The sequence below is a fragment of the Rhodanobacter sp. Col0626 genome (assembly GCF_049994385.1).
GTDB lineage: Bacteria > Pseudomonadota > Gammaproteobacteria > Xanthomonadales > Rhodanobacteraceae > Rhodanobacter.
The window spans coordinates 2,317,137-2,340,846 of the sequence record NZ_CP188260.1; the positions used below are offsets into that span (position 1 = coordinate 2,317,137).

The 23,710-nt window shown below is 63.8% G+C and carries 26 protein-coding genes; 17 read left to right on the top strand and 9 right to left on the bottom strand.

The features are described 5' to 3' along the window. Positions 1-141 precede the first annotated feature (141 nt). From ACPPVV_RS09800 to ACPPVV_RS09830, 7 genes are all read left to right on the top strand, one after another. On the top strand, positions 142-1,914 hold the full coding sequence (locus tag ACPPVV_RS09800; protein ID WP_426699715.1) for an ABC transporter transmembrane domain-containing protein: 1,773 nt from the start codon (positions 142-144) through the stop codon (positions 1,912-1,914). A 71-nt stretch (positions 1,915-1,985) separates the two neighbouring features. After that, positions 1,986-2,534, top strand: coding sequence for a DUF3228 family protein (locus ACPPVV_RS09805; RefSeq protein WP_426699716.1), 549 nt, complete (start codon positions 1,986-1,988; stop codon positions 2,532-2,534). A gap of 81 nt (positions 2,535-2,615) precedes the next feature. Further along, positions 2,616-3,752: an MBL fold metallo-hydrolase gene (locus tag ACPPVV_RS09810; RefSeq protein WP_426699717.1), complete on the top strand. Its 1,137-nt coding sequence runs from the start codon at positions 2,616-2,618 to the stop codon at positions 3,750-3,752. A gap of 62 nt (positions 3,753-3,814) precedes the next feature. Then, on the top strand, positions 3,815-4,519 hold the full coding sequence (locus tag ACPPVV_RS09815) for an SDR family NAD(P)-dependent oxidoreductase (protein ID WP_426699718.1): 705 nt from the start codon (positions 3,815-3,817) through the stop codon (positions 4,517-4,519). 174 nt (positions 4,520-4,693) lie between these two features. Continuing rightward, positions 4,694-5,158 (top strand): RrF2 family transcriptional regulator, encoded by a 465-nt coding sequence (locus ACPPVV_RS09820; protein WP_426699719.1) that lies wholly within the window; start codon positions 4,694-4,696, stop codon positions 5,156-5,158. Further along, positions 5,133-6,056, top strand: a complete 924-nt coding sequence (locus ACPPVV_RS09825) for an NAD(P)/FAD-dependent oxidoreductase (RefSeq protein WP_426699720.1) — start codon at positions 5,133-5,135, stop codon at positions 6,054-6,056. The genes ACPPVV_RS09820 and ACPPVV_RS09825 overlap by 26 nt, the downstream gene beginning before the upstream one ends. A gap of 144 nt (positions 6,057-6,200) precedes the next feature. Beyond that, positions 6,201-7,700 carry a catalase gene (locus tag ACPPVV_RS09830; RefSeq protein WP_426699721.1) on the top strand — a complete coding sequence of 500 codons (1,500 nt, stop codon included), beginning with the start codon at positions 6,201-6,203 and terminating at the stop codon, positions 7,698-7,700. 400 nt (positions 7,701-8,100) lie between these two features. On the opposite strand, the gene ACPPVV_RS09835 is transcribed toward ACPPVV_RS09830, so the two are convergent. The 5 genes from ACPPVV_RS09835 to ACPPVV_RS09855 form a co-directional block, all read right to left on the bottom strand. Next, positions 8,101-9,009 carry a DUF5996 family protein gene (locus ACPPVV_RS09835; protein WP_426699722.1) on the bottom strand — a complete coding sequence of 303 codons (909 nt, stop codon included), beginning with the start codon at positions 9,007-9,009 and terminating at the stop codon, positions 8,101-8,103. Between the two features lie 292 nt (positions 9,010-9,301). After that, entirely contained in the window at positions 9,302-10,366 is a 1,065-nt protein-coding gene (locus ACPPVV_RS09840; RefSeq protein WP_426699723.1) for an NAD(P)-dependent alcohol dehydrogenase, read from the bottom strand. Positions 10,367-10,400: 34 nt separating this feature from the next. Then, positions 10,401-10,823: a (R)-mandelonitrile lyase gene (locus tag ACPPVV_RS09845; protein ID WP_426699724.1), complete on the bottom strand. Its 423-nt coding sequence runs from the start codon at positions 10,821-10,823 to the stop codon at positions 10,401-10,403. 76 nt (positions 10,824-10,899) lie between these two features. Next, on the bottom strand, positions 10,900-11,664 hold the full coding sequence (locus tag ACPPVV_RS09850; protein WP_426699725.1) for a carboxymuconolactone decarboxylase family protein: 765 nt from the start codon (positions 11,662-11,664) through the stop codon (positions 10,900-10,902). 35 nt (positions 11,665-11,699) lie between these two features. Next, the gene (locus tag ACPPVV_RS09855) at positions 11,700-12,683 is read right to left on the bottom strand and encodes an aldo/keto reductase (RefSeq protein ID WP_426699726.1); all 984 of its coding nucleotides are present in this window, start codon (positions 12,681-12,683) and stop codon (positions 11,700-11,702) included. Between the two features lie 118 nt (positions 12,684-12,801). Here ACPPVV_RS09855 and ACPPVV_RS09860 point away from each other — a divergent pair, with 118 nt between their 5' ends. From ACPPVV_RS09860 to ACPPVV_RS09870, 3 genes are all read left to right on the top strand, one after another. Then, positions 12,802-13,710: a LysR family transcriptional regulator gene (locus ACPPVV_RS09860; protein ID WP_426699727.1), complete on the top strand. Its 909-nt coding sequence runs from the start codon at positions 12,802-12,804 to the stop codon at positions 13,708-13,710. A gap of 131 nt (positions 13,711-13,841) precedes the next feature. Continuing rightward, positions 13,842-14,201, top strand: coding sequence for a type II toxin-antitoxin system Phd/YefM family antitoxin (locus ACPPVV_RS09865; RefSeq protein WP_426699728.1), 360 nt, complete (start codon positions 13,842-13,844; stop codon positions 14,199-14,201). Next, positions 14,201-14,848, top strand: coding sequence for an AAA family ATPase (locus ACPPVV_RS09870; RefSeq protein ID WP_426699729.1), 648 nt, complete (start codon positions 14,201-14,203; stop codon positions 14,846-14,848). Before ACPPVV_RS09865 ends, ACPPVV_RS09870 begins: the two co-directional genes overlap by 1 nt. Before the next feature lie 94 nt (positions 14,849-14,942). Here ACPPVV_RS09870 and ACPPVV_RS09875 read toward each other — a convergent pair whose 3' ends face one another. Next, positions 14,943-16,133, bottom strand: coding sequence for a serine hydrolase domain-containing protein (locus tag ACPPVV_RS09875; protein WP_426699730.1), 1,191 nt, complete (start codon positions 16,131-16,133; stop codon positions 14,943-14,945). 249 nt (positions 16,134-16,382) lie between these two features. Between ACPPVV_RS09875 and ACPPVV_RS09880 the strand changes: the two genes are divergently transcribed. After that, complete coding sequence (locus tag ACPPVV_RS09880) at positions 16,383-16,886, top strand: PepSY domain-containing protein (RefSeq protein ID WP_426699731.1); 504 nt, start codon at positions 16,383-16,385, stop codon at positions 16,884-16,886. 83 nt (positions 16,887-16,969) lie between these two features. Here ACPPVV_RS09880 and ACPPVV_RS09885 read toward each other — a convergent pair whose 3' ends face one another. Together ACPPVV_RS09885 and ACPPVV_RS09890 are read right to left on the bottom strand one after the other, a co-directional pair. Then, positions 16,970-17,392 carry a cupin domain-containing protein gene (locus tag ACPPVV_RS09885; protein ID WP_426699732.1) on the bottom strand — a complete coding sequence of 141 codons (423 nt, stop codon included), beginning with the start codon at positions 17,390-17,392 and terminating at the stop codon, positions 16,970-16,972. Between the two features lie 87 nt (positions 17,393-17,479). After that, the gene (locus ACPPVV_RS09890; protein WP_426699733.1) at positions 17,480-17,959 is read right to left on the bottom strand and encodes a carboxymuconolactone decarboxylase family protein; all 480 of its coding nucleotides are present in this window, start codon (positions 17,957-17,959) and stop codon (positions 17,480-17,482) included. 138 nt (positions 17,960-18,097) lie between these two features. Here ACPPVV_RS09890 and ACPPVV_RS09895 point away from each other — a divergent pair, with 138 nt between their 5' ends. From ACPPVV_RS09895 to ACPPVV_RS09920, 6 genes are all read left to right on the top strand, one after another. Beyond that, the gene (locus tag ACPPVV_RS09895) at positions 18,098-19,249 is read left to right on the top strand and encodes a LysR substrate-binding domain-containing protein (RefSeq protein WP_426699734.1); all 1,152 of its coding nucleotides are present in this window, start codon (positions 18,098-18,100) and stop codon (positions 19,247-19,249) included. Positions 19,250-19,394: 145 nt separating this feature from the next. Further along, on the top strand, positions 19,395-20,171 hold the full coding sequence (locus ACPPVV_RS09900; RefSeq protein WP_426699735.1) for an SDR family oxidoreductase: 777 nt from the start codon (positions 19,395-19,397) through the stop codon (positions 20,169-20,171). Between the two features lie 102 nt (positions 20,172-20,273). After that, positions 20,274-20,768, top strand: a complete 495-nt coding sequence (locus ACPPVV_RS09905; protein WP_426699736.1) for an Ohr family peroxiredoxin — start codon at positions 20,274-20,276, stop codon at positions 20,766-20,768. A 218-nt stretch (positions 20,769-20,986) separates the two neighbouring features. Then, the gene (bhcC, locus tag ACPPVV_RS09910; RefSeq protein ID WP_426699737.1) at positions 20,987-22,150 is read left to right on the top strand and encodes a 3-hydroxy-D-aspartate aldolase BhcC; all 1,164 of its coding nucleotides are present in this window, start codon (positions 20,987-20,989) and stop codon (positions 22,148-22,150) included. A gap of 104 nt (positions 22,151-22,254) precedes the next feature. Then, positions 22,255-22,797: a sugar O-acetyltransferase gene (locus ACPPVV_RS09915; protein ID WP_426699738.1), complete on the top strand. Its 543-nt coding sequence runs from the start codon at positions 22,255-22,257 to the stop codon at positions 22,795-22,797. 219 nt (positions 22,798-23,016) lie between these two features. Further along, positions 23,017-23,241 carry a hypothetical protein gene (locus ACPPVV_RS09920; RefSeq protein WP_426699739.1) on the top strand — a complete coding sequence of 75 codons (225 nt, stop codon included), beginning with the start codon at positions 23,017-23,019 and terminating at the stop codon, positions 23,239-23,241. A gap of 92 nt (positions 23,242-23,333) precedes the next feature. Here ACPPVV_RS09920 and ACPPVV_RS09925 read toward each other — a convergent pair whose 3' ends face one another. After that, on the bottom strand, positions 23,334-23,705 hold the full coding sequence (locus ACPPVV_RS09925; protein ID WP_426699740.1) for a VOC family protein: 372 nt from the start codon (positions 23,703-23,705) through the stop codon (positions 23,334-23,336). Positions 23,706-23,710 lie beyond the last annotated feature (5 nt).

The window sequence follows — 23,710 nt, forward strand, 5'->3', positions numbered from 1 at the left end:
ACATCAGGCAAATATCCCGACGGTCACGACGCTCCGGCAAGCGGCCAGAGGATTGAATCGACCGCACCACGCCCCACCTACAATGGCATTGCCCGCTTCCAGGCGAGCCTGCGTCATTCCCGATTCATCCTGCGAGAGCCCATGAGCGACGCCACGATTGACACCCCCCGCCCTGCCCGACGCATCGGCGCCCTTCGCGGGCTCTGGCCCTTCCTGAAACCGCATCGCGCGCTGGCCGTCGGCTGGCTGGTCTTTCTCGGGATGTCCTCCGGCGCTTCCCTGGTGCTGCCGCTGGCGTTCCGCCACATCATCGACCAGGGCTTCGGACATTCGAGCAACGCGGTGATCAACGAGACCTTTATCGCGTTGTTCGGCGTGGCGCTGGTGCTCGCGTTCGCCACCGCGGCACGTTATTTCTGCATCACCCTGCTCAGCGAGCGCGCGCTGGCCTCGCTGCGGCAGACGCTGTATGCCCAAGTGATCCGCCTCGACGTCGGCTTCTTCGAACGTAGCCGCGTCGGCGAACTGCTGTCGCGCCTCAGCGCGGACACCGAAGTGGTGCAGGCGCTGATCGGCTCGGGCGTGTCGGTGGCGCTGCGCAGTGCCGTGATGCTGATCGGCGCCGCGGTGGCAATGGTGTGGACGGCGCCATCGCTGGCCGGGCTTACCGCGCTGGTGATTCCCGCCGTGATGCTGCCGATCCTGATATTCGGCCGGCGCGTGCAGAAACTCTCGCGCGCCAGCCAGGATCGCCTCGCCGATGCAGCGGCGATCGCCAACGAAACGCTCAACGCCTCCACAGCGGTGAAAGCGTACGCGCGCGAGAACATCGAAAGCACCCGCTACAGCAACGCGATCCTGCGCGCGCTGGCCACCGCCCGGCGGCGTATCGGCATGCGCTCGCTATTGACCATGGCGGTGATCGTGCTGGTGTTCGGCGCGATCACCCTGGTGCTGTGGGCCGGCGCACGCCACGTGCTGGCCGGCACGCTGGACGCCGGCATACTGGGCCAGTTCGTGCTGTACGCCGTGTTCGCCGCCGGCTCGGTCGCCGGCCTTTCCGAGGTATGGGGTGACGTACTTCGCGCCGCCGGCGCGATGGAACGCCTCGGCGAACTGCTCGACGAACGCCCCGAGATCGCCGAACCGGCGCAACCGCTTGCGCTGCCGCGGCCGGTCAGTGGGGCATTGCGCTTCGACGGCGTCGGCTTTCACTACCCGACACGTCCGGATACCGCGGCGCTGCACGACTTCACGCTCGACGTTCGCCCCGGCGAAACCGTCGCCCTGGTCGGCCCGTCCGGTGCGGGCAAGAGCACCGTGTTTTCGCTGCTGCTGCGCTTCTATGATCCGCAAAGCGGAAGCATCAGCGTCGATGGCATCGACCTGCGTGCCGTGACGCTGGATGACCTGCGCAGCGCGATCGCGCTGGTGCCACAGGAAACCGTGATCTTCAGCGGCAGTGCCGCCGACAACATCCGCTTCGGCCGCGAAGGCGCCAGCGACGAGGAAGTGCGCGACGCCGCCCGCGCCGCCGAGGCGCACGATTTCATCAGCGCCCTCAAGGACGGCTACCAGGCCGAAATGGGCGAACGCGGCGTACGCCTGTCCGGCGGCCAGCGCCAGCGCATCGCGATCGCCCGCGCGATCCTGCGCGACGCTCCGCTGCTGCTGCTCGACGAAGCGACGTCGTCACTCGATGCGCAATCGGAGGCGGCGATCCAGCAGGCGCTCGAACGTCTCGAAAAAGGCCGCACCACCTTGGTCATTGCCCACCGCCTGGCCACCGTGCAACGCGCCGACCGCATCGTGGTGCTAGACGGCGGGCGCATCGTGGCGCAAGGCACGCATGAGAGTCTGCTGGCCGAGGGTGGTTTGTATGCGGAGCTGGCGCGGCTGCAGTTCGTCGCTTGATGACCGCGGCAGACCGGCAAGGTCTGCTCGCGCGTTGACCTGTTGCACTCATGCATCTCCCATTGGCCCCCATGTCCGTCACCCTCACCTCCTTCGCCCGCCGCCGACTGTTCCCACGCGACCGCCGCGCCAGCGCGATCCAGGATTGCACCGCTGAAGAATTCGAACAGCGCCTCAACACCGAAGCGCCGCTGAAAATACTGGAAGGATACGCGCCGTTCTGCCGCTTGCACGTGCACCGCAACTGGACCAGCACACGCTGCACCGCCACGCCCATCACCGAAGCCAACAGACACCTGCTGCGCTCCGCTTACGAGGCGCGCAGCCACGAGGAACTGCCCGTGCTGGTGCGCTGGTTCGACGGCATCGACCCGTCGGTCGCCAACTATCTGCTGCCGATTCTCTACAGCCGGGAGCAGCTGGCGAAAGAAGGCTCGCCGATCGATGCCGAATGGGGTGTGGTCGGCTGCCTTTACACTGCCGAACCGGAAGAGATTCCAATGGTGCCGATCACCATGCTGCGCAATGCGCTTGGCGTGGAGGAAGGTGGCTCGGGCATGCCGCTGGATCGCGAGGCATATCGACGGGCCGTGGCATTCTGGGGAACGCACGCGAACTGACGCGGGTGAGCGTCGGCCCTTGATTTGTGCCCATGCAGCGCGCATTCCGGAGCGTGCTGCACACTCCACAGGAATCACGCCATGCGATCTTTCGGCAAACCCGCCCAGGGCGAACGCCTCGAACGTCTGCACGACCTGCCGTTGTGGGACGGCGAGCGGCTGCGCAATATTCATCCAGTGCTGCCCGGTTTGCGGGACACGTCCGCGCCGCGGCCCACGCTGCGCGACTTCGTCTGCGGCGGTCCGGATCGCACGCCACCGGCGCCACTGCCCGCCGAAGATCCCCGCAGCGCATGGCTGAGGCCACCGGCCAACGGATTGCGCGCCACTTGGCTCGGCCACTCCACCGTGCTGCTGGAGATCGATGGCTGGCGCGTGCTGACCGATCCGGTGTGGGGCCAGCGCGCCTCGCCCTTCACCCTGCTCGGGCCCAAGCGCTTCCAGCCAGTGCCGATCAGCCTGCGCGACCTGCCTCCCATCGATGCGGTGGTGATTTCGCATGACCACTACGATCACCTGGACTACCCGACCATCCGCGCGCTGGCGAAATCGGATGTCCCCTTCGTCACCTCGCTTGGCGTCGGCGCCCATCTGGAAGCCTGGGGCATCGCGCCCGCGCGCATCACCGAGCTGGCCTGGTGGCAGACCCATCGTGTACCAGGCACCGGCCTGAGCATCACGGCGGCTCCCTCGCAGCATTTCTCCGGGCGCGGACTGAAGGATCGCAACCTCACGCTGTGGTCGTCGCTCGTCATGCAGGGCGAGCGGCACAGCGTTTTCTTCAGCGGCGATACCGGCCTCACCAGCGAATACCAAACCATTCGCGACCGGCTCGGCCCGTTCGACCTGGTGATGCTGGAAGTGGGTGCGTTCCACCCCTCGTGGGGCGACATACACCTGGGTCCGGCCAATGCGCTGAAGGCGCATGACATGCTCGGCGGTGGCGTGCTGATGCCTGTGCACTGGGGCACCTTCGCGCTGTCCACGCACGCCTGGGATGAGCCGGTGGAAACCTTGCTCTCGCTGGCGGATCCAAACCGGGCGCATCTGCTGTTGCCGCAACTCGGCGCGGCGGTCGAGCCGGTGGAACGGCGACCGGTGACGCCATGGTGGCGCAGCGATGAAACAACCAGCGGGAAACACCACGTCGAGCCCGATCCCGTGGAGGCGTCCGGGGCCGATCGTCTTGCGGCTTCAGTGCCGTGGCCACTGGACTGAGCGACCACGGTGGATCGCGATGCGCAGCGCTTCGTTGAATACCTCGATAAAGGACATGACGGATGCCACCACGCTCTTCGAACAAGAAACTCCTGCTCATCGGCGCCTCCCGGGGCCTTGGCCTGGCCCTGGCGGAGGAGTACCTCAAACGCGGATGGGCTGTGGTCGCGACCGAGCGTGATGCCAGCACATCCCGATTGCGCCATCTGACGGGGGCTTGCGCAGGGCAGCTCGAAATCGAGACCGTCGACATCGTCCAACCCGATCAGGTGGCAGCGCTGCGCACACGTCTGGCATCGAGAAGATTCGACATGCTGTTCGTCAATGCAGGCGTCAAGAATGATGATCGCGAAACGATCGCGGATGTGTCGACTGACGAGTTTGTGCGTGTGATGGTCACCAACGCCTTGAGCCCGATGCGTGTCATCGAGGCGCTGCAGGATCTCGTGCGCCCCGATGGCACGATCGGCATCATGTCGTCCGGCCAGGGCAGCGTCGCCAACAACACCAACGGACACTACGAGGTGTATCGCGGCAGCAAGGCGGCGCTCAACACATTCATGCGCAGCTTCGCCGCCCGCCACGCCGATGATGCGAGGACCCTGCTGTTGATGGCGCCGGGCTGGGTGCGCACCGACATGGGCGGCGCCGAGGCGCGCCTGGGTATCGAGGAAAGCATCCCCAACCTTGTCGACATCATCGACGCGCAGGCGGGAAAGGCAGGCCTCCAGTATCTCGATTACCTGGGTCGGCAGGTTCCCTGGTAAACGGCCACCTGCTGGCAGCGGTGCGCAGGTAGCCCGCGACCGTAACGCCCGGCGCGCGCAACCACCGGAATGCCCAAGGCAACACGGTTCAGTGCCGGCCAGGCATTGCCGTTGGCACCCAGTCCGCCAGTTCGCCCTGTCGTTGCGCACCACTCATGTGCTAACGTAAGTTACATGAGACGAGACAGCAAACTTTCATCGGTCCTGCACCTGTTGCTGCACATGGCACATGGCGGGGTACCACGCACGTCCGAGGAATTGTCGGGCTTCCTGAATACCAATCCGGTGCTGGTGCGACGCGTGCTGGCCGGTCTGCGCGAACGCGGCTACGTCGGTTCGGACAAGGGCCACGGCGGCGGCTGGACGATCACCTGCGACCTGCACGAGGTGACTTTGCACGACATCTACGAAGCGGTCGGCTCGCCCACCGTGTTCGCGATGGGCAATCGGGTCGACCATCCTGAATGTCTGGTCGAGAAGGTCGTCAACCAATCGTTGGCGAGCGCCTTCGATGAAGCCGAAGCCTTGCTGATCGAGCACTTCAGGGACGTCACCCTGGCCGACCTGTCGGAACGCTTCAATCACCACTACGCGACACACCAGGGAGGCAACCATGCGCACCGATCACGCAAAGGGTGATTTCGACGTCATCGTCGTCGGCGGCAGCTACGCTGGCCTGTCGGCAGCACTGCAACTGGCACGTGCGCGCCGCCGCGTGCTGGTGGTCGATGCCGGCCAGCGGCGCAATCGTTACGCCCGCCACTCGCACGGTTTTCTGACCCAGGATGGCAGCGAGGGTTCGGCCATCGTCGCCAAGGGCCGCGAACAACTGCTGGCCTACCCCACCGTCACATGGCACGAGGGAACGGCGGCGAATGCTGTCGTCCACGAAGGCGGTTTCCAGGTGACGCTGCAGGATGGCCAGCTGTTCCAGGTGCATCGGCTGGTGCTGGCAACCGGTGTGATCGACGAGCTGCCGCCCATCGATGGGCTGGCCGAGCGATGGGGCCGCCATGTATTCACTTGCCCCTATTGTGATGGCTATGAACTGGCGCAAGGCAACATCGGCGTGTTGGCATCGGGACCGATGGCACTGCATCAGGCCATGATGTTGCCCGACTGGGGCACGGTGACGCTGTTTCTCAACGATGCGTTCGAACCGGACGAGGCGCAACTGGCCGCACTGGTCCAGCGCGGCGTGGCGATCGAGCGCACATTGGTGGAACGCATCGCGGGCAAGGCCGAAGTTGTGCTGCGCGACGGTCGCACCCGGCCGCTGGACGGTTTGTTCGTGATGGGAAGCACCCGCGCCGGCAGCCCGCTGGCCGAACAGCTGGGTTGCGCGTTTGACCAGGGACCGGTGGGCCTGTGCATCCGCACCAATGAACAGAAGGCCAGCACGGTGGCGGGTGTTTATTGTTGTGGCGACGCGGCGCGCATGTTTCCCGGCGTGGCGAATGCGGTGGCCGACGGCGTCATGGCCGGCGTGGCGGCGCACCAGTCGCTGATCTTTGGCGCGGTCGCGGCGGGGGCCTGAAAGACCGACTCTTTGCTTCAATGCGTTGCCTATCGTCCCGATTGGAAAAACCGAATGGCCGCCTCGCGTCGTTGCGGGCAGACTCGGTGGGGTACAGCCGCTTGCCGGCAATCTCCCCGACCATCCCCTGAAGAAGGCAACCTCATGTCCCATGACGAGAACAAACCCGGCATCGGCTCAACCACCGGCTCCGGCGCCCCGGCCGGCAGCGATCGCAACTCGCTGACCATCGGCCCGAATGGCCCGATCCTTCTGCACGACGTGCACTTTCTGGAGCAGATGGCGCACTTCAACCGCGAGAAGGTGCCCGAGCGCCAGCCGCACGCCAAGGGCGCCGGCGCGTTCGGCGTGCTGGAGATTTCCGAAGATGTTTCCGCGTACACCAGGGCCGCGCTGTTCCAGCAAGGTGCGTCCACCGACATGCTGGCGCGTTTCTCCACCGTCGCCGGCGAGTCGGGCAGCCCGGATACCTGGCGCGATGTGCGTGGGTTCTCGCTGAAGTTCTACACCGACGAGGGCAACTACGACCTGGTCGGCAACAACACGCCAGTGTTCTTCCTGCGCGACCCGATGAAATTCCCACACTTCATCCGCAGCCAGAAACGCCTGCCGGATTCAGGCCTGCGTGACAACCACATGCAGTGGGATTTCTGGACCAGCAATCCGGAAACCGCGCACCAGGTCACCTACGTGATGGGCGAGCGCGGCCTGCCACGCACCTGGCGACAGATGAACGGCTACGGCTCGCATACGTACATGTGGATCAACGCCGCTGGCGAGAAGTTCTGGGTGAAGTATCACTTCCACACCCGCCAGGGCATGGCGTTTTTCAACAACGCTGAAGCCGCCACCATGGCCGGCGAAAACGCCGACTTCCACCGGGCAGACTTGTTCAATGCGATCAAGCGCGGCGAGCATCCGGTGTGGGATCTGTCGGTACAGGTGATGCCCTACGCCGACGCGAAGAACTACCGCTTCAATCCGTTCGACCTGACCAAGGTATGGCCGCACAAGGACTACCCGCTGATCAAGGTCGGCACGATGACCCTGAACCGCAACCCGGACAATTTCTTCGCGCAGATCGAACAAGCCGCCTTCTCGCCGGGCAACACCGTGCCCGGCATCGGCCTTTCACCGGACAAGATGCTGCTGGGCCGTGCGTTCGCGTACGCCGATGCGCAGCGCAACCGCATCGGCACCAACTTCCATCAGCTGCCGGTCAACCAGCCCAAGGTGCCGGTGAACACATACATGTTCGACGGCCAGATGGCTTACCACCACAGCGGCAACGCACCGGTGCACGCGCCCAACAGCGGCGGCCGGTCCTGGTCTGACGACACCGGTCCGGTGGAAAACGGCTGGGAGGCGGATGGCGAGATGGTGCGCAGTGCCTACACGTTGCACTCGCAAGACGATGATTTCGGTCAGGCCGGCACTCTGGTTCGCGATGTATGGAACGACGCGCAGCGCGCGCAGTTCGTCGACCAGGTCGCCGGCAGCCTGCTCGGTGGCGTACGCAGCCCGGTGCTGGAACGCGCCTTCGCGTACTGGAAAAGCGTGGACACCACGGTCGGGCAGCAGATCGAGGACAAGGTGCGTGCCGGCAGCGCGCCGGAGCCGGCCGAGGGCATGGGCGAAGGTTGAGTGGTTCGCCAACGGAGGCGGAGACAAGTCACGCCGGCTTGATACCTCCGCCTCCGTTTTCCTGGCCACATCGGAGGCTCGCCCCGGAGCTGGCCGAATGCCGAAAATTGTTCCTGACACGGATGGCACTTACTTGACGCCGCCCGTTCCGTACTGTTCGCGCTGAGCGTGGGCGCGCCGATCCCCGGCATGTCCTTCGATTTCCTCGCTCCTCAAAGCAGTGAGCATCCATGGTCACCGCTCGGAGCCTGCTCAGGACTCGATCCGGGGACGAACGGAGCCTGAGTAAGTACCCTTCGGTACTGACACCTTCCACCTGGCCGTCCCTGCAGCCGTCCAGACGTCTGCCGGAAAATCCGCGGGAAGCGTACGCGCTACGCGCGCCGACGGGGCGCCGCATTCACGCCCCGGCCCGTCGTTCCAGCGCGCCACGATCCCAGTGCGCCAGATCAGCGGCGCACTCGTAGGTGCTGCGGATGAATGCATGGATCATCGCGTCCGGCGCATCCGCCTGGCGCACCGCCTCGTACGGCAGGATGAACTCGCCGAGCTCGCGGTGGTAGTACGCCGCATCCGGCCGCACGCGCGCATCCTTCAAACCCGCCGGTTCCGGCGCGGCATACGCATAGAACGCCGGTTCCAGCAGTGGCCCGCTGCCTGGCCAGAAACCATGGCTGATGACTTCGTGCGAATACGCCTCACGCTCGAACGCCGGGCCGTCGCGCGGCGGTGCACGCCGACCGGAGAAGCGCGTCACTGCCAAGTCGAAACTGCCCCAGAAGAAATTCACCGGGCTGCTCTTGCCGACGAACGAGCACTGCGAGTCGGTAAATACGCGCTCCACCTGCACCAGGATGCGCCAGAAACGATTCGCGTAGGCGGGATCGTAGCTGTGGTGTTCCGTATCGCGGTCCAGCCGGATCGGTTGCGGCAATTCCGTCGACATGGGATGGATCTTCACCGCCAGACGCATGGCAGCCAGCGTCTCCAGCAACTCGCGATAAAAATCGGCGACGCTGCACGGTCGCAGTGCCAGGGTACGCGTCGCTCCATCCGACGCATTGACCACCAACCGGTGATCGATGAAATCGAACTGGATCGTGAAGGTGCGCTCGCCGTGCGGCAGCGGCCGCGTGGTCAAGCCGCGCGCGTTGATCCGCAGCGCAACGGCCCAGCAGTGATTGAGCGGCGGCGCCTGCGCCAATGCGATCTTGCCGACCACCTGCGTCCACAGGTGTAGCGTCGCGCAGGTGTCCTTCCACGCGTCGTACGGCAGCGTGGGCCAGCAGGTACCGATATCCGTCGTCATTGCCGCAACCTCCGAATGACATGGGTTCATCAATGGTCAAGCTCACACACAAGGTGCAGGAACGGGTTTCGCATCTTGTGCAAACCGTCCCTGGCAGGAATGCCGCTTGCTCAAGCGCGGAACCTTCCGTTTTCGTCGTTCCCGCGGATGACGGCGCTCAAGCAGTTGCCGTTCATCCCCATTGGCACTTCAGGCGCCGACACGCATGAACAAGCGATTCGCGTCTGTTGCTGTGCATCGGGCATGCGCACCGCCGCGGCCCCGACCAACCCGTAGCCGTTCAGTGCACGCCCTACCCGCGGGCCTGGTTGGCCAGTGTGGCGTTGTCGATGACGAAGCGGTATTTCACGTCACCCTTCACCATGCGGTCGTAGGCCTCGTCAATTTTCTGCATCGGGATCATCTCGATGTCGGAGACGATGCCCTTGTCCGCGCAAAAATCAAGCATCTCCTGCGTTTCGGCGATGCCGCCGATCAGCGATCCGGCAATCGCGCGGCGCTTGAAGATCAGGTTGGCCACGTTCGGCGACGGATGCGGATGCTCCGGCACGCCTACCAGCACCATCGTGCCGTCGCGCTTGAGCAGACCAGTGAAGGCATCCAGCGAATGACTGGCGGCCACCGTGTTGAGGATGAAGTCGAAGCTGTTGGCGTGCGCTTTCATCTCGCTCTCGTTGCGAGAGACCACGACCTCGTCGGCGCCCAGGTCCAGCGCCGCCTGACGCTTGCTCTCCGACGTGGTGAATGCGATCACGTGCGCGCCCATCGCGTGTGCGAGCTTCACGCCCATGTGACCAAGCCCGCCGATACCGACCACGCCAGCCTTCTTGCCGGGGCCGACGTTCCAATGCCGCAGCGGCGAATACGTAGTGATACCCGCGCACAACAGCGGCGCGACAGCCGCCAGTTGTTCTTCGGGATGGCGGATCTTCAGCACGAATTTTTTGTCGACCACGATGCGCTGCGAGTAGCCGCCCAACGTGTGTCCGGGCGCGTCCTTGGTCGGGCCGTTGTAGGTGCCGACGAAGCCGTTCTCGCAATACTGTTCCAGACCCTCGTCGCAAGCCGCGCAATGCTGGCAACTGCCGACCAGGCAGCCCACGCCCACGGTGTCGCCGACCTTGAAGCCTGTCACGTCGCTGCCCACGGCACTGACGTGACCGACGATCTCATGGCCGGGCACGCACGGATACAGCGTGCCGCCCCATTCGGAGCGAACCGTATGCAAGTCGGAATGGCAGACGCCGCAGAACGCGATATCGATCTGTACATCATGCGGCCCGGGCACACGGCGCTCGATGTCGAGGGGTTGCAGCGGTTTGTCGGCGGCATGCGCGCCGTAGGCTTTGGTGGTCATGGGGTTACCTTGCTGAGGGAATGGTTGAACGAAATCAGGATGCCGGCCCTACGAGATATTCCTCATCGGTCACCTTCTCCATCCAATCGACCACCTTGCCGTCCTTCGCCTCCTGGATGGCGATGTGGCTCATCGCGGTGGTCGGCGTGGCGCCGTGCCAGTGTCGGTGATTCGATGGACAGCAGATGATGTCGCCGGCGTTGATCTCGACGATCGGGCCGCCTTCGCACTGGGTCCAGCCCTTGCCTGCGGTGACGATCAGGATCTGTCCCAGCGGATGCGTGTGCCAGGCACTGCGTGCGCCCGGTTCGAAGGTCACGGCGGCACCGGATATGTTTGCGCCGCCAACACCCTTGAACGGCGAATCGATGCGCACCTTGCCGGTGAAGAACTCGGCCGGCCCGGTGGCGGAGGGCTGCGAGCCGTTGCGGATGATTTCCATGGAATGCGCTTGCATGATGTCTGAAAAGTGATACCTGAAAAAGAAATCAAGGCCATCGCGGCAGCCGGTTGCAGACTGCCGCGATGGTCGTTCACGACGCGTGATCCCTGGTCGCCTCATTGATGGCGCGAATCGCGTTCAATGCGCGCGGGTAACCGATGTATGGCAGCAACTGCGTGACCGCGCCGAGCAGCACGTTCCGGTCGTTGCCGACGGCGAGATTGCCTCTAGCATGCGCAGCCACCTGCGGATCGCAGCCGCCGAACGCAGTAAGCAGGACGAAGGTCAGCAGTTCGCGCGTCTTGAGATCCAGGCTGTTGCGCGTGTAGTAGTCGCCGAAGCAGTTGGCCGAGAGAAACGCCTGGATATGGCGTTGATCCTTCGGCGCATCCGCATGCATTTTTTCGACATGCTCGCCGCCGAATATGCGTTTCTGAGCGACCACGCCCTTGTCGAAGCGCGTATCGCGAGTGGTGGTGGATTGTCCTTCCAGCGGCAGCGGGATGCCGCGTTCCTGCAGCACTGCATTGGTGACGCCAAGGAAATCGAAGACACGGGCCATGCCAACGTAGGGCACGGCCTGGTAAACGATCTCCTTGACCTCGATCGGGGTGACGCCGACCTCCAACGCAGCGCCGAGCATGACGCGGTAGACGTTGACCGCCTGGCAGGCGATGATCGCCGCCAGTTGCAGCATGAGACGCGTTTTCGAGTCCGGGCCACTTTCTGCCAGTACGTCGTCGAAAGCCCAATTGTCGAACAGTTCGATCAGTTCGGGATCGGTGTCGGCCAGGGGCGAGACGAGATCGGAAAACAGTTTCGCGCGGTTGCGCCGTGCTGCGTCAGTGATGGGCATGAGCGAGTCCTTATCGGGTGGGTGTGTTGAAGGCGTCACTTGCCGACACTGGCCGCAAGATGCGCGGGATAGCGGCCTCCCTGCACCGTGATCGGAAGCAGGGCTTCCTCGATCTGGCGCAGATCGTCGGCATTGAGCGAGATATCCACCGCGCCGATGTTTTCCTGCAGGCGATGCAGCTTGGTGGTTCCCGGAATCGGCACGATCCACGGCTTCTGCGCCAGCAGCCAGGCCAGGGCGATCTGCGCCGATGTGGCGTTCCTGGCGGCGGCGATGCGACCCAGCAGGTCGACCAGTACCTGGTTGGCCTGGCGCGCTTCCGCCGAGAAGCGCGGCAGCGTGCTGCGAAAATCGTCCTTGGCCAGCGACGTTGACGCGTCGATTTTCCCGGTCAGGAAACCCCTGCCGAGCGGGCTGAACGGCACGAAGCCGATACCCAGCTCCTCGCAGACAGGCAGCACCTCGTTCTCCGGCTCGCGCCACCACATCGAGTACTCGCTTTGCAGCGCGGCGACTGGCTGCACGGCATACGCACGTCTAATCGACCCCACCCCAGCTTCCGACATGCCGAAGTGCTTCACCTTGCCTTCGGCGATCAGCTCCATGACCGTGCCGGCCACATCCTCCATCGGCACGTTCGGGTCCACGCGATGCTGATAGAACAGGTCGATGCGGTCGGTCTTCAAACGCTTGAGCGAGGCTTCCGCCACTTCGCGGATACGCGCCGGACGACTGTCCATCCCCGCGGATGCCACGCCGTCCTTGAAACCGAACTTGGTGGCGATCACCACGCGATCTCGGACTGGCGCCAGCGCCTCGCCGACCAGCTCCTCGTTGGTGAATGGTCCATAGGCTTCGGCAGTATCGAAGAAGGTCACCCCGGCCTCGACCGCCTGTCGCAGCAAGCCGATCGCCTCCTGCTTCGGCATCGCCGTGCCATAGGCGAAGTTCAAGCCCATGCAACCGAAGCCCAAGGCCGAGACGTTGAGGCCGCTGCGGCCAAGTGTGCGCATTTGCATCGCGTTGCTCCTGTCGAGAATCCGAATGTTCAACAGTCTGCGCGCCGCCAGGTGATTTGATTAGACGGGACAATCTGAATGCTCTTATGATTTGAGCTCATCAATAGGCGCCACCCCCATGGCCCGTGAGAACTACAACGACCTGCTCGCCTTCCTCGCCGTGGCCCGCGAGCGCAGCTTCACCCGCGCCGCCGCGCAGCTCGGCGTGTCGCAATCGGCGCTCAGCCACACCATTCGAGGGCTGGAGGCGCGGCTAGGCCTGCGCCTGCTCACCCGCACCACGCGCAACGTCGCGCCCACCGAAGCGGGCGAACGGCTGGCCAGGGCGCTGACGCCGAATTTCGAGGACATCGACAGCGCCCTGGCCAGCCTCAGCGAACTGCGCGACAAGCCCAGCGGCAGCTTGCGCATCACCACCGGCGAACATGCCGCCAGCACGATCCTGTGGCCGGTGCTGCGCAAGCTGTTGCCGGATTACCCGGATATCCGCGTCGAAGTGATCAGCGACTCCAGCCTCACCGACATCGTGGCCGAGCGTTTCGACGCCGGCATCCGCCTGGGCGAACAGGTGGCCAATGACATGATCGCCCTGCCGATCGGGCCACCGATGCGTATGGCCGTGGTCGGCTCGCCCGACTATCTGGCTTCGCATCGCAAACCGAAAACGCCGCGCGATCTCACCGACCACGACTGCATCAACATCCGCTTTCTCACTCGTGGCGGCCTGTACGCCTGGGAGTTCGAGAAGAAGGGTCACCCTCTGAACGTGCGCGTGGATGGGCGCCTGACCTTCAACAACACCCGCCACGTCATCGCAGCAGCACTCGACGGCTTCGGCCTGGCCTGCGTGCCCGAGGACATGGTCCAGGCCGACATCGCGGACGGCAAACTGCAACGCGTGCTCGCCGACTGGTGTCCGCCCTTCCCCGGCTACCACCTGTACTACCCGAGCCGGCGGCAACCTTCGCCGGCGTTTTCGTTGCTGGTGGAGGCGCTGCGGCAGGGAACGGCAAAGGAAGGGCTTTGACTGAACCAGATGGTGGTTGCGCCGCCTTCACTTATGAATAGCCAATATAGCCAACTTGTCCAATGTGGCCCATTGGCGTAAGGTGAGTTTGTGGCACGCCCTCCTGCATGCCACCTGTCGAGGACACGAACATGACCACCAGCATGTTGTTGCCGACCCATTCGGGCCACACCACCCGCCTGCAGACCATGCCCAGCTCCGCCGCCAAGAACGGTTTTGCCGAGCTGGTCGAAACGGTCGCCCGGTCGAGCAAGCCGGTGTTGATCACCCGCAACAAACGCCCGGCTGTCGTGGTGCTGTCCGTCGATGAGTACCAGCGCCTGCTCGGCGCCGCACCCGATCCCCTGGCGCCGTTGCGTGATCGCTTTGCGTCGATCGTGACCGGCATGCAGACAGAGCCGGCCAAACAGGCGGTCGATGCATTGTTCGCGGCGACACCCGCCCAGCTTGGCAAGGCGGCGACAAAGGCTGCCGGCAAGCCTCGCCGCTGATGGCGCGCATCACGGTTCTCGCCGGCACCAACGGCGCGGGCAAAAGCAGCATCGCCGGCGCCATGCTGCGCGAGGCCGGCGGCAACTATTTCAATCCCGACGAGGAAACGCGGCAGATCCTGGCCGTGAACCCCGGCATGGAGGAAGCCACCGCCAACGGATTGGCATGGCGTGCCAATGTCGATCAGCTGCAGGCAGCGATCGACGCGGCAACCGACTACACCTTCGAAACCACCCTCGGCGGCAACACCATCACCGGCCTGCTGCTGCAAGCCGCCGCAGCGGGCATCGACATCTGCATCTGGTACTGCGGCCTGGCCACGCCCGAACTGCATCTGCGACGCGTGCAGGCGCGCGTCGCCCGCGGCGGCCACGACATTCCGCCAGCGCGCGTGCACGAGCGTTACACCAGCAGCCAGCAGAACCTCATCCGCCTGCTGCCGCACCTGCACCATCTGGTGGTGTACGACAACAGCACCGACGCAAACCCCGCCGCCGGCCAGCGGCCAATGCCGCGCAAGGTACTCGAGTGGCACGCCCATACGCTGAGCTACCCCGGCACCCCGGCAGAGTTGATGCAGACGCCGGCATGGGCGCAGGCAGTGGTGGCGTACGCGTTTGACCTTGCGCACGCGGCCAGCGCGTAGCTTGGGACGAACGCCGCCCCGTGTAGGAGCCCGCTAGCGGGCGATGCTCCTGGAGCCGGGATTCGCAGAGCAAAAACATCGCCCGCCAGCGGGCTTACAACTCCGCGTCCACCGCGCGTTTGACAGCAGCCACGAATTCGCGCCGCGCAGCGATCAGGTCATCGGAAACTGCATGCGGCCATGCACCCACCTGCGCAATCACCAGCTGGCGCGAGGGATCCACGTAGACCATCTGGCCGAAAATGCCGATCGCGGCATAGCTGCCGTCGCTGTCGGTCCACCATAGATAGCCGTAGCCGCGATCAGGCTCGCCGACGTTTTCCTGGCGGTGCAGCGCGCCACCAAGCCAGGCTTTGGCGACCACCGGCTTGCCACCAATGCGACCGCCGTCGAGCATGAATTGCCCGAGCCGCGCGTAATCACCCAGCGTGGCCGACAAGCCGCTGCCGCCAGTATCGCTGCCGTCACACTCGTCCTTGATCCAGTACGCATCGGCGGCCATGCCGTACGGCTTCCAGATGGCCTGCGAAAGATAGGCCGCCAGCGAGCGGTGCGTGGCCCGCTGCACCAGGATGCCGAGCAGGTCGGTTTCCGCGGTGTTGTAGTTGAAGTGCGTACCGGCCGGCCACTGCCGCGGCTGCTTCACCAGGTACGACAGGATATGCGCGCGGCCATCGGCGCAGGCGCGCAGATACATCTGCGCCACGTCCGACTTCGCATCCGCGTAATCCTCGTTCCAGTGCACGCCGGAAGTCATCGTCAGCAACTGCTGCACCGTGACATCCGCGTAGGCGCTGCCGCGCAATTCCGAAATGTACGTGCCCAGCGTGTCGTCCATGCTGTGGATGTAACCCTGCTGCAGGGCGATCCCCAGCAAGGTGGAAGTGACCGACTTGGCCACCGAGAACGACTCCCACCGCTGCGCAGGCCCAAATCCCAGCGCATAACGCTGCATGCGGATGTGCCCATGCTGCAGCACCATCACTCCGGCGATGTGGTGCTTGTCCATGTAGCCGGTCAACCACGTCGACGCATCCTGACCCGCCAGCTTCAGCGGCCGGCCTTGCGGCAACGCATGGGCATGCGTGCCGTGCGCAGCGCGATCGCTGGGAAACAGCTTGTACATCCGCCGGAACTGCGCCTCCCGTTGAGCCTGTGGCCAGAACAGCACCGCCTCGCGTTGCTGGCCGATGGTCGGCGCGCTCCGCCCTTCTGCGGCCGATGGCAACGAGGCAGCAAGACACAGCGCGACAGCGAGCAGGCAGGTGCAAAGGTTTGAACGCATGGCGCTGATGCCGAGGCAGTTGCGGAACCGCCATCTTACTGGCCCATGACGCCACGTCGAAGTACGTGAACCGCGCCCGGCTTTCACCCGAAAGTCACGCCCGTTTTCACGCTGCCGTCCTGAACGCGGTGCTCCCATTTCGTGTGCATGAGTCGGCGCGGCGTGTCTTGCGCGGACTCATGCGTTTTGAACCACGCCTGCGCGAGAGCCGGCGCTACCGTTTCGTTTCAACACCTCAAGGAGTGCACCATGATCAAGCGCCTGCTTCCCCTGTTGATTGGACTGTCGGTTTGCGGTGCCGCCCTCGCGCAAAACATGCCAGCGGCCAGCCAATCGGCGACAACGACCACGCAGACCACCACCACGGTCTCGTCATGGACGGCGCAACCGCCCAGCGGCACGCTGAGCGAGGACGCGGTCAAGACCGCGATCGCCGGCGCCGGCTACAAGGAAGTGAAAGGCCTGGAGTTCAAGGATGGTGTGTGGCGGAGCAAAGCCCGTGGCGGCAACAAGCAATGGGTCAAGCTTGCGGTCGGCCCCGTCAACGGCAAGGTGTATGTCGCCGATGCACCGTCCAAGCTCAACGAGGACGAGGTCAAAGCCAAGCTGGCTACGGCACGCTATCAGAATGTCCACGATGTGAAGTTCGAGGACGGCCTGTGGAACGCGGACGCCCGGACCGCGCGAGGCACCGATGTCGACCTACTGGTCGACCCGGACGATGGCAGCGTGGTAGCCAAATCGCGCGATTGACGCGCTCCGTTGCAGTGATCACCGATAACCCGGCGCCTTAGTGGCGTCGGGTTTTCCTTTGTCGGCGCAGTGAAGCGAAAAGCTCAGTGCACCGGGGTCAACACCGGAGCATTCTGGTCCTTCAGCAGAAATACCAGGAACTTGGCTGGCTTGGTCTTGCTGGCATTGCGTCCTACCGTGTGCACGTCGTTCGGCCCTTCGTAGAAGGTCTGCCCGGGTCCAAGCGTGACTGTCTTGCCGCCATTCAGGCCCATCACGATGGAGCCTTCGAGCACGTAGACGAACGCATGGGCATTGTGGCGATGAACCGGATCGACGGCGCCCGGCGGATAGACGACGGTGATCATCAGGGCTTCCTTGCCGGGATAGTCCTTGAGCGCCTTGGTCATCAGCTCGCTGACCTTGGCCATGGGCGGGGTTGATGCGGTGGAAGTCTCGGCCGGCTGGGCGAGAGCCGTGCCGGACGCGAGCAGGAACAGCAGTCCGAAGCTCATGAACATGCGCATGGATATTTCCTCATGATGGCTGGCCCCAGCCACTTGGCTGGGGCGTCGAAGAAGCGGCCGGTGCGACGTGCCCGCGCCGGTCAAGGATCAGGCAAGCCCGGCCTTGTCGAGTCCGTACGCCTTGTCGGCCGTACCGGGGGTGGCCCTGAAGGCGACGTTGATGCGGTTCCAGGCGTTGATCGTCATGACCGCGTAGGTGAGATCGGTGATTTCCTTCTCCGAGAACTCCTTGCGCACCTGTTCGTAGACTTCGCCGGAAACGCCCTGCGGCGACATGTGGGTCAGCGCCTCGGTCCAGGCCAGCGCCGCGCGCTCGCGGGGGGAAAACAGCGTGGATTCGCGCCATGCCGGCAGGTGGTGGATGCGCAGCGGACGCTCGCCGCTGATCGTGGCCTGCTTGATGTGCATGTCCAGGCAGAAGGCGCATCCGTTCATCTGCGATGCGCGGATCTCGACGAGACTGCCGATGGACTCCTCGATGCTGGACTTCTTTACCGCCATGTTGAAGGCGACGAGCTTCTTGAAGAGCTCGGGTGCTTGTTGCTGATAGTCGATTCGCTGAGTCATGGTGAAACTCCTCCGCAGGCGTGTGGCCAGGCCTCAGAGCGGCTGAGGTACCCGAGCGCGCAATGGCGTGGCGGGTCCCAGCGTAGGGTCGAGGTGGCGCGTCGGGTAGACGCGTCGGCGGCCTCGCCGCGTTGCCCTTTGCGCACCAATCCGCCGCACGATGTCACAAGCGTCGTTATCGAAACGTCTATCGGTTATGGCCGGCTGATGCCGGTGTCCGCATCGCTTCGTCATGACAGGCCCCGACAGATGACCATCGATAATCCCGAGCAGGCCCATTGCCAGAGCAGCGACGCTCTCGCCGCAAGTTTTTCAGCAAGTTACGCTGGTGTCGTGGCCTTCATCGCGGTAGCGATCGAGGGCAGTTTCGTCCGTGCCGGCGACCGCCTCGGCATCAACCGCTCGGCGGTCAGCCGCAGCGTGCAGAAGCTCGAGGCCCAACTGGGCGCGCGGCTGTTTCTTCGGACCACCCGAAGCACGTCGCTGACCCGCGAAGGCGAACTGTTCTACCGGAATTGCCATCCGGGCGTGGAGCGGATCGTCCAGGCGATCGAGGACATGCGCGACCTGCGCGAAGGGCCGCCCCGCGGACAATTGCGGATCAGCGCGACGATGGGCTTTGGGCGCCGCATCGTGGCGCCGCTGCTCAACGGCTTTCGCGCGACTTATCCGGATATCGCCATCGACCTGTTGCTCGATGACCGCACGATGGACTTCAGCGCCGACCGGGTGGACGTGGCTTTTCGCGACGGGCGCTTGGAAGACAGCCAGATCATCGCGAAACAGCTGATCCCGATGCCGATGCTGGTTTGCGCATCGTCGGCCTATGGGCGCAAGCATGGATGGCCGCGCCACGTGGAGGATCTGGCCGGGCATACCTGCATCAATTTCCGCACGACGTCGGGAAGGATCTTCGAATGGGAGTTCAAAGTCGGCGGCCGGATCCAGAAGGTCCTGCCATCATCCAACTGCACGTTCAACGACGACGAACTGGTCTTGCAGGCCGTGCTTGACGGTCAGGGCCTCGCACAGTTGGGCGGCTATCAGATCAGTGAACATCTGCGCACCGGTCGGCTGGTGGCGTGCCTGGCGCAGTACGCGCCCGACGATCGCGGGCACTACCTCTGTTATCTGAGCCGGCAACAATTACCGGCGAGGATCCGCGTCTTCATCGATTACATGACCACGGCGATACGCGCGCTGGACCTGGAGTGCATGACCGAGCTGACCCCGATTCCGTCTGCAGTCAGAGACAAGGCGGCGGAAGAACTCGCGACGAACCTCGCCTGACGCTGCCGCTTCGCCTGCGGCGACGCCGATTGGTGCGTGGCCGGTAACACCGCGAGATCGTCGGCAGTCCTACCGGTCGCCGATGGCCACGCGTAGCATGACTTCACGACGTGTCCCTGGTCCCACGCAAAGCAGGAGGTGTCTCATGAAAATCGTTGTCATCGGCGGTACCGGACTCATCGGCAGCAAGGTCGTCGACCGGCTGCGCAAGCACAGCCACGAGGTGCTCGCCGCCGCGCCATCCTCGGGCGTCAACGCCCTCACCGGCGAAGGTCTGGACCGGGCCCTGGCAGGAGCCGACATGGTGATCGACCTGGCCAACTCGCCCTCGTTCGAGGATCAGGCCGTGCTGGACTTCTTCGAGACGTCGGGCCACAACCTGCTTGCCGCGGAGAAAAAGGCTGGCGTGAAACACCACTTGGCCTTGTCCGTGGTAGGCACCGGTCGCCCTGCGCTTGCGACAAGCGGCTACATCCGCGCCAAACTGGCACAGGAGAATTTGATACGTGCCTCCGGCATCCCCTACACCATCGTCCACTCCACCCAGTTCTTCGAATTCCTGGGCGGCATCGCCGGTACGAGCGCCCAAGGCCAGGAGACCCACCTTTCGACGGGACTGATGCAGCCGATCGCCTCGGATGACGTCGCGGATGCGGTGGCCGACTACGCGCTCGGTGCACCGGTCAATGGCACGGTGGAAATTGCCGGTCCCGAGAAGGCCCCGTTGGCCGAACTGGTCCAGCGCTTCCTCACCGCCATCAAGGATCCGCGCAAGGTCGTCGCGGATCCGCAGGCGCTTTACTTCGGCGCCGTGCTGGAACCAGGCACCCTGCTGCCGGGCAACGGTGCCCGGTTGGGTACGCAGGACTTCCAGACCTGGTTCAGCCGCTCGGCCTTCGCCGCTGGCGGAGCGCCGAAGTGAAACCCGGCCACCTGCCCGGTATGCGGGCTGCGATCCTTGCCAAAAAACATCCTTGCCTGAAGCAGACCCAGGCGTCATTTCCCAAGCACTCCGAGTCAAGCCATGACCGATCTGCGACCGCCCCCCGCCTCACTGCTCGACAAGCATCGTGGAGCGGACTTCCTTCCGCTCTACACGGCTACCGTACGGGTCAACGGCGGTGAGTCCAGGCATGGCCGTGCATCGGGTGTGGTTCGCTCCGATGACGGCATCCTCGACTTGCGGCTGCGGATGCCCGAGGAACTTGGCGGGCCAGGCGGCGGCACGAATCCAGAGCAGTTGTTCGCGGCCGGTTACGCCGCCTGCTTCCATGGTGCACTGAGCCTGCTTGCCGCGCGGGCGAACGTGGCGATCCCCGATGCCGAGGTTGTCGCCCAGGTCACCTTCGGAAGGGATCCCGCCGATGGCCTGTTCATGCTTGCCGCGGACATTCGCATCCGCCTGCCCGATGTCGATCGTGCGATTGCCGAGGAGCTGGTGCGCAATACCGAGCGCATCTGCCCCTACGCGAAGATGGCGCGAACAGGAATCGACTGCGTGGTGTCGCTCGATCAGTGACTCGATCGGCCGAGCACCGGCCAGGTATCGATGACGAGGCCGTAAGTGCTTGGTTGGCGTGCCCGAGGAATCAGGGATGAACCAACCTGCCCCCTCCTCGGCCGAACCCGCCCGGAGAATCGACGTCGGGAAGCCGATCCCCCGGTGGGCGCGTCAATGTCATTATCGGCGCAAGCCATGACAACCCCGACACGCCAATGAGAACTGCGGAGATTCCCGTGAACGCAAAGACGGATTTCATCGACTGCGAAGTCGGCTATGACATCCCCGCCCTGCCGGGCATGGACGAGGCGGATATCCAGACGCCCTGCCTGGTCCTGGATCTCGACGCGCTGGAGCGCAACATCGTGAAGATGGGCGAGTACGCGCAAGCGCACGGCGTGCACCATCGCAGCCACGGCAAGATGCACAAATCGGTGGATGTGCAGAAGCTGCAGGAAAGCCTGGGCGGTGCGGTGGGCGTGTGCTGTCAGAAGGTTTCCGAAGCCGAGGCCTTCGCGCGTGGCGGCATCAGGGACATTCTGGTATCGAACCAGGTGCGCGACCTGGGCAAGATCGACCGACTCGCCCACCTGCCGAGCTACGGCGCGCGGATCATCGTCTGCGTCGATGACGTGGCGAACGTGACCGAACTTTCCAACGCCGCGCAAAAACACGGCACGATCCTGGAGTGCCTCGTCGAGATCGACTGCGGCGCGAACCGCTGCGGGGCTGCCACGACCGACGAAGCGGTCGGCATCGCCAAAGCCATCGACGCCGCGCCGGGACTGACCTTCACCGGCATCCAGGCCTACCAGGGCGCCATGCAACATCTGGAAAGCTACACGGAGCGCAAGGCCAAGCTCGACATCGCCATCGCACTGGTGAAGACGATGGTCGAAGCCCTGCAAGCGGCCGGGCTGCCACCCGGGCTGGTTACCGGTGGTGGCACGGGCTCGTATTACTTCGAGTCCAAATCGGGTATCTACAACGAACTGCAATGCGGCAGCTACGCCTTCATGGATGCGGACTACGGACGCATCAAAGACGAGGATGGGAACCGCATCGACCAGGGCGAGTGGGAGAACGCGCTATTCATCCTGACCTCGGTGATGAGCCACGCGAAACCCGATCAGGCTGTCTGCGACGCGGGACTCAAGGTGCAGTCGCTCGACAGCGGCCTGCCCGTCGTCCACGGCCGCGACGACGTGACCTACATCAACGCCTCGGACGAACACGGCGTGATCGAGGACAGGCATGGCGTGCTGCGCATCAACGAAAAGCTGAAGCTCATTCCCGGCCATTGCGACCCGACCTGCAACCTCCATGACTGGTACGTCGGCGTGCGCAACGGCAAGGTGGAAGTGGTCTGGCCGGTGTCGGCGCGCGGAAAGAGCTATTGATGATGCACCGAAACGCACGCTCAACCGCAGCCCGGGGAAAATAACGAATGTCGAATGAGTGCGACACCAGGACGATCCACAGCAGGACGCCGGAATCGGCAGCGATGTTGGCGAACACCAAACGAGCGATGGCGATCACCGCCGCGCTCAACCGTCTGACATTCAACGACTCAGACGAAGTCCGCGCCTTGTTCAGCGAACTCATCGGCAAAAAAGTGGACGAGAGCTTCTTGCTGATCCCGCCCTTCTTTACCGCCGGCGGCAACGAAATCCGCGTCGGGCGCAATGTCTTCGTCAATCAGAACTGCACGTTCTATGACCTCGGTGGTCTCGACATCGCGGACGATGTGATGATCGGACCGAACGTCAGCATCATCACGACAGGCCATCCCGTTGACCCTTCACAGCGACGCAGTACCACGATCGGAAAACCCATCGTGATCGAGCGAAACGTCTGGATCGCCGCCGGCGCGATCATTGTCGGCGGGGTGACGGTAGGCGAAAACTCGGTGGTGGCTGCGGGTTCGGTCGTCACCAGGGACGTCCCCGCGAACACCCTTGTCGGGGGAAACCCGGCACGTGCCATTCGTTCGATCGGCGAAGCAGCATCCTCCGATGCCGCAACCGGCCATCGAGACAGAACATGAATCCAATCGCTTCTTCCAGCCAAACAAAACCAGTGACGGATTCCGGATGCTTGACCGAAAACCGATCTACTGGTCTTTGACCAAACATCTGTTGTCGCAAGCGTCGGGCGTCAACTTTCTACTCACACTGCCGAATCAAGTGCATCCTTACCCCTGTTTCGCTGCCAAGGTCAGTCATACACTCACGGCGTACTGCACACCCCATCACTGGAGAAGCTCATGAAGTCTGCTCGCACGTATTGGTTCGGACCCAAACGCTTCGGCATAGGTTACGGCCCGAGAACCTGGCAAGGTTGGGTGACAGTTCTGATTTACGGTGTTCTGACGATTTCGGCTTTCAAAGCGATAGCGGCCGACAATCACGTTCTTCGCCTAGGGAGCATGATCGTTCTTACCATTGCCTTCCTGGCTGTGTTCCTCTGGAAGCTGGATACGTCGAAATAGGCAGCGACGTAACGCCACGGAGTGTCGATGCTCAAGCAAGTCAGTGAGCATCATTTTCATCCATGGAACGCTCGTCAATACCAATGTTTCGTCTAGATCTGTGCAAGCATCAAGACATAACCGTCCGGATCTTCAAGCCTGCACTCGCCGCCTGGCATGTAGAACGGATACGCGATCCCACCTGGTTTATGTCCGAGCTCTATCAAGGTGGCGCGGGTTTGCTTGATGTCTTCGTAGTACAGGTAGAAGAGTATGGCTTGCTGGGACGAATCAATCGGCCCCGACGCAAGCCCCACCATCAGGTTGGCTTTTTCACTTTCCAGCCATGCCCAGACAGGAGCGGTTTGCCCTTGTGGAACAACGCTGTTCGCCACCTTGAAACCGAGGTCGGCGTAGAACTTGATGCTTCGTTCGACGTTGGCGACATGGGCAAACGCGACGAGTGATCTTGTTTGAGCTGCCATGTGAT

Bases quoted from the DNA above. Each gene is read 5' to 3' on its own strand.
- ACPPVV_RS09805 (WP_426699716.1), top strand. From the start codon at position 1,986: ATGTCCGTCACCCTCACCTCCTTCGCCCGCCGCCGACTGTTCCCACGC.
- ACPPVV_RS09840 (WP_426699723.1), bottom strand. From the start codon at position 10,366: ATGACCACCAAAGCCTACGGCGCGCATGCCGCCGACAAACCGCTGCAA.
- ACPPVV_RS09870 (WP_426699729.1), top strand. From the start codon at position 14,201: ATGGCGCGCATCACGGTTCTCGCCGGCACCAACGGCGCGGGCAAAAGC.
- ACPPVV_RS09835 (WP_426699722.1), bottom strand. From the start codon at position 9,009: ATGACGACGGATATCGGTACCTGCTGGCCCACGCTGCCGTACGACGCG.
- ACPPVV_RS09820 (WP_426699719.1), top strand. From the start codon at position 4,694: ATGAGACGAGACAGCAAACTTTCATCGGTCCTGCACCTGTTGCTGCAC.
- ACPPVV_RS09900 (WP_426699735.1), top strand. From the start codon at position 19,395: ATGAAAATCGTTGTCATCGGCGGTACCGGACTCATCGGCAGCAAGGTC.
- ACPPVV_RS09885 (WP_426699732.1), bottom strand. From the start codon at position 17,392: ATGCGCATGTTCATGAGCTTCGGACTGCTGTTCCTGCTCGCGTCCGGC.
- ACPPVV_RS09880 (WP_426699731.1), top strand. From the start codon at position 16,383: ATGATCAAGCGCCTGCTTCCCCTGTTGATTGGACTGTCGGTTTGCGGT.
- ACPPVV_RS09850 (WP_426699725.1), bottom strand. From the start codon at position 11,664: ATGCCCATCACTGACGCAGCACGGCGCAACCGCGCGAAACTGTTTTCC.
- ACPPVV_RS09855 (WP_426699726.1), bottom strand. From the start codon at position 12,683: ATGCAAATGCGCACACTTGGCCGCAGCGGCCTCAACGTCTCGGCCTTG.
- ACPPVV_RS09890 (WP_426699733.1), bottom strand. From the start codon at position 17,959: ATGACTCAGCGAATCGACTATCAGCAACAAGCACCCGAGCTCTTCAAG.
- ACPPVV_RS09825 (WP_426699720.1), top strand. From the start codon at position 5,133: ATGCGCACCGATCACGCAAAGGGTGATTTCGACGTCATCGTCGTCGGC.
- ACPPVV_RS09865 (WP_426699728.1), top strand. From the start codon at position 13,842: ATGACCACCAGCATGTTGTTGCCGACCCATTCGGGCCACACCACCCGC.
- ACPPVV_RS09875 (WP_426699730.1), bottom strand. From the start codon at position 16,133: ATGCGTTCAAACCTTTGCACCTGCCTGCTCGCTGTCGCGCTGTGTCTT.
- ACPPVV_RS09925 (WP_426699740.1), bottom strand. From the start codon at position 23,705: ATGGCAGCTCAAACAAGATCACTCGTCGCGTTTGCCCATGTCGCCAAC.
- ACPPVV_RS09845 (WP_426699724.1), bottom strand. From the start codon at position 10,823: ATGCAAGCGCATTCCATGGAAATCATCCGCAACGGCTCGCAGCCCTCC.
- ACPPVV_RS09800 (WP_426699715.1), top strand. From the start codon at position 142: ATGAGCGACGCCACGATTGACACCCCCCGCCCTGCCCGACGCATCGGC.
- ACPPVV_RS09905 (WP_426699736.1), top strand. From the start codon at position 20,274: ATGACCGATCTGCGACCGCCCCCCGCCTCACTGCTCGACAAGCATCGT.
- ACPPVV_RS09815 (WP_426699718.1), top strand. From the start codon at position 3,815: ATGCCACCACGCTCTTCGAACAAGAAACTCCTGCTCATCGGCGCCTCC.
- ACPPVV_RS09860 (WP_426699727.1), top strand. From the start codon at position 12,802: ATGGCCCGTGAGAACTACAACGACCTGCTCGCCTTCCTCGCCGTGGCC.
- ACPPVV_RS09915 (WP_426699738.1), top strand. From the start codon at position 22,255: ATGTTGGCGAACACCAAACGAGCGATGGCGATCACCGCCGCGCTCAAC.
- ACPPVV_RS09920 (WP_426699739.1), top strand. From the start codon at position 23,017: ATGAAGTCTGCTCGCACGTATTGGTTCGGACCCAAACGCTTCGGCATA.
- ACPPVV_RS09810 (WP_426699717.1), top strand. From the start codon at position 2,616: ATGCGATCTTTCGGCAAACCCGCCCAGGGCGAACGCCTCGAACGTCTG.
- ACPPVV_RS09830 (WP_426699721.1), top strand. From the start codon at position 6,201: ATGTCCCATGACGAGAACAAACCCGGCATCGGCTCAACCACCGGCTCC.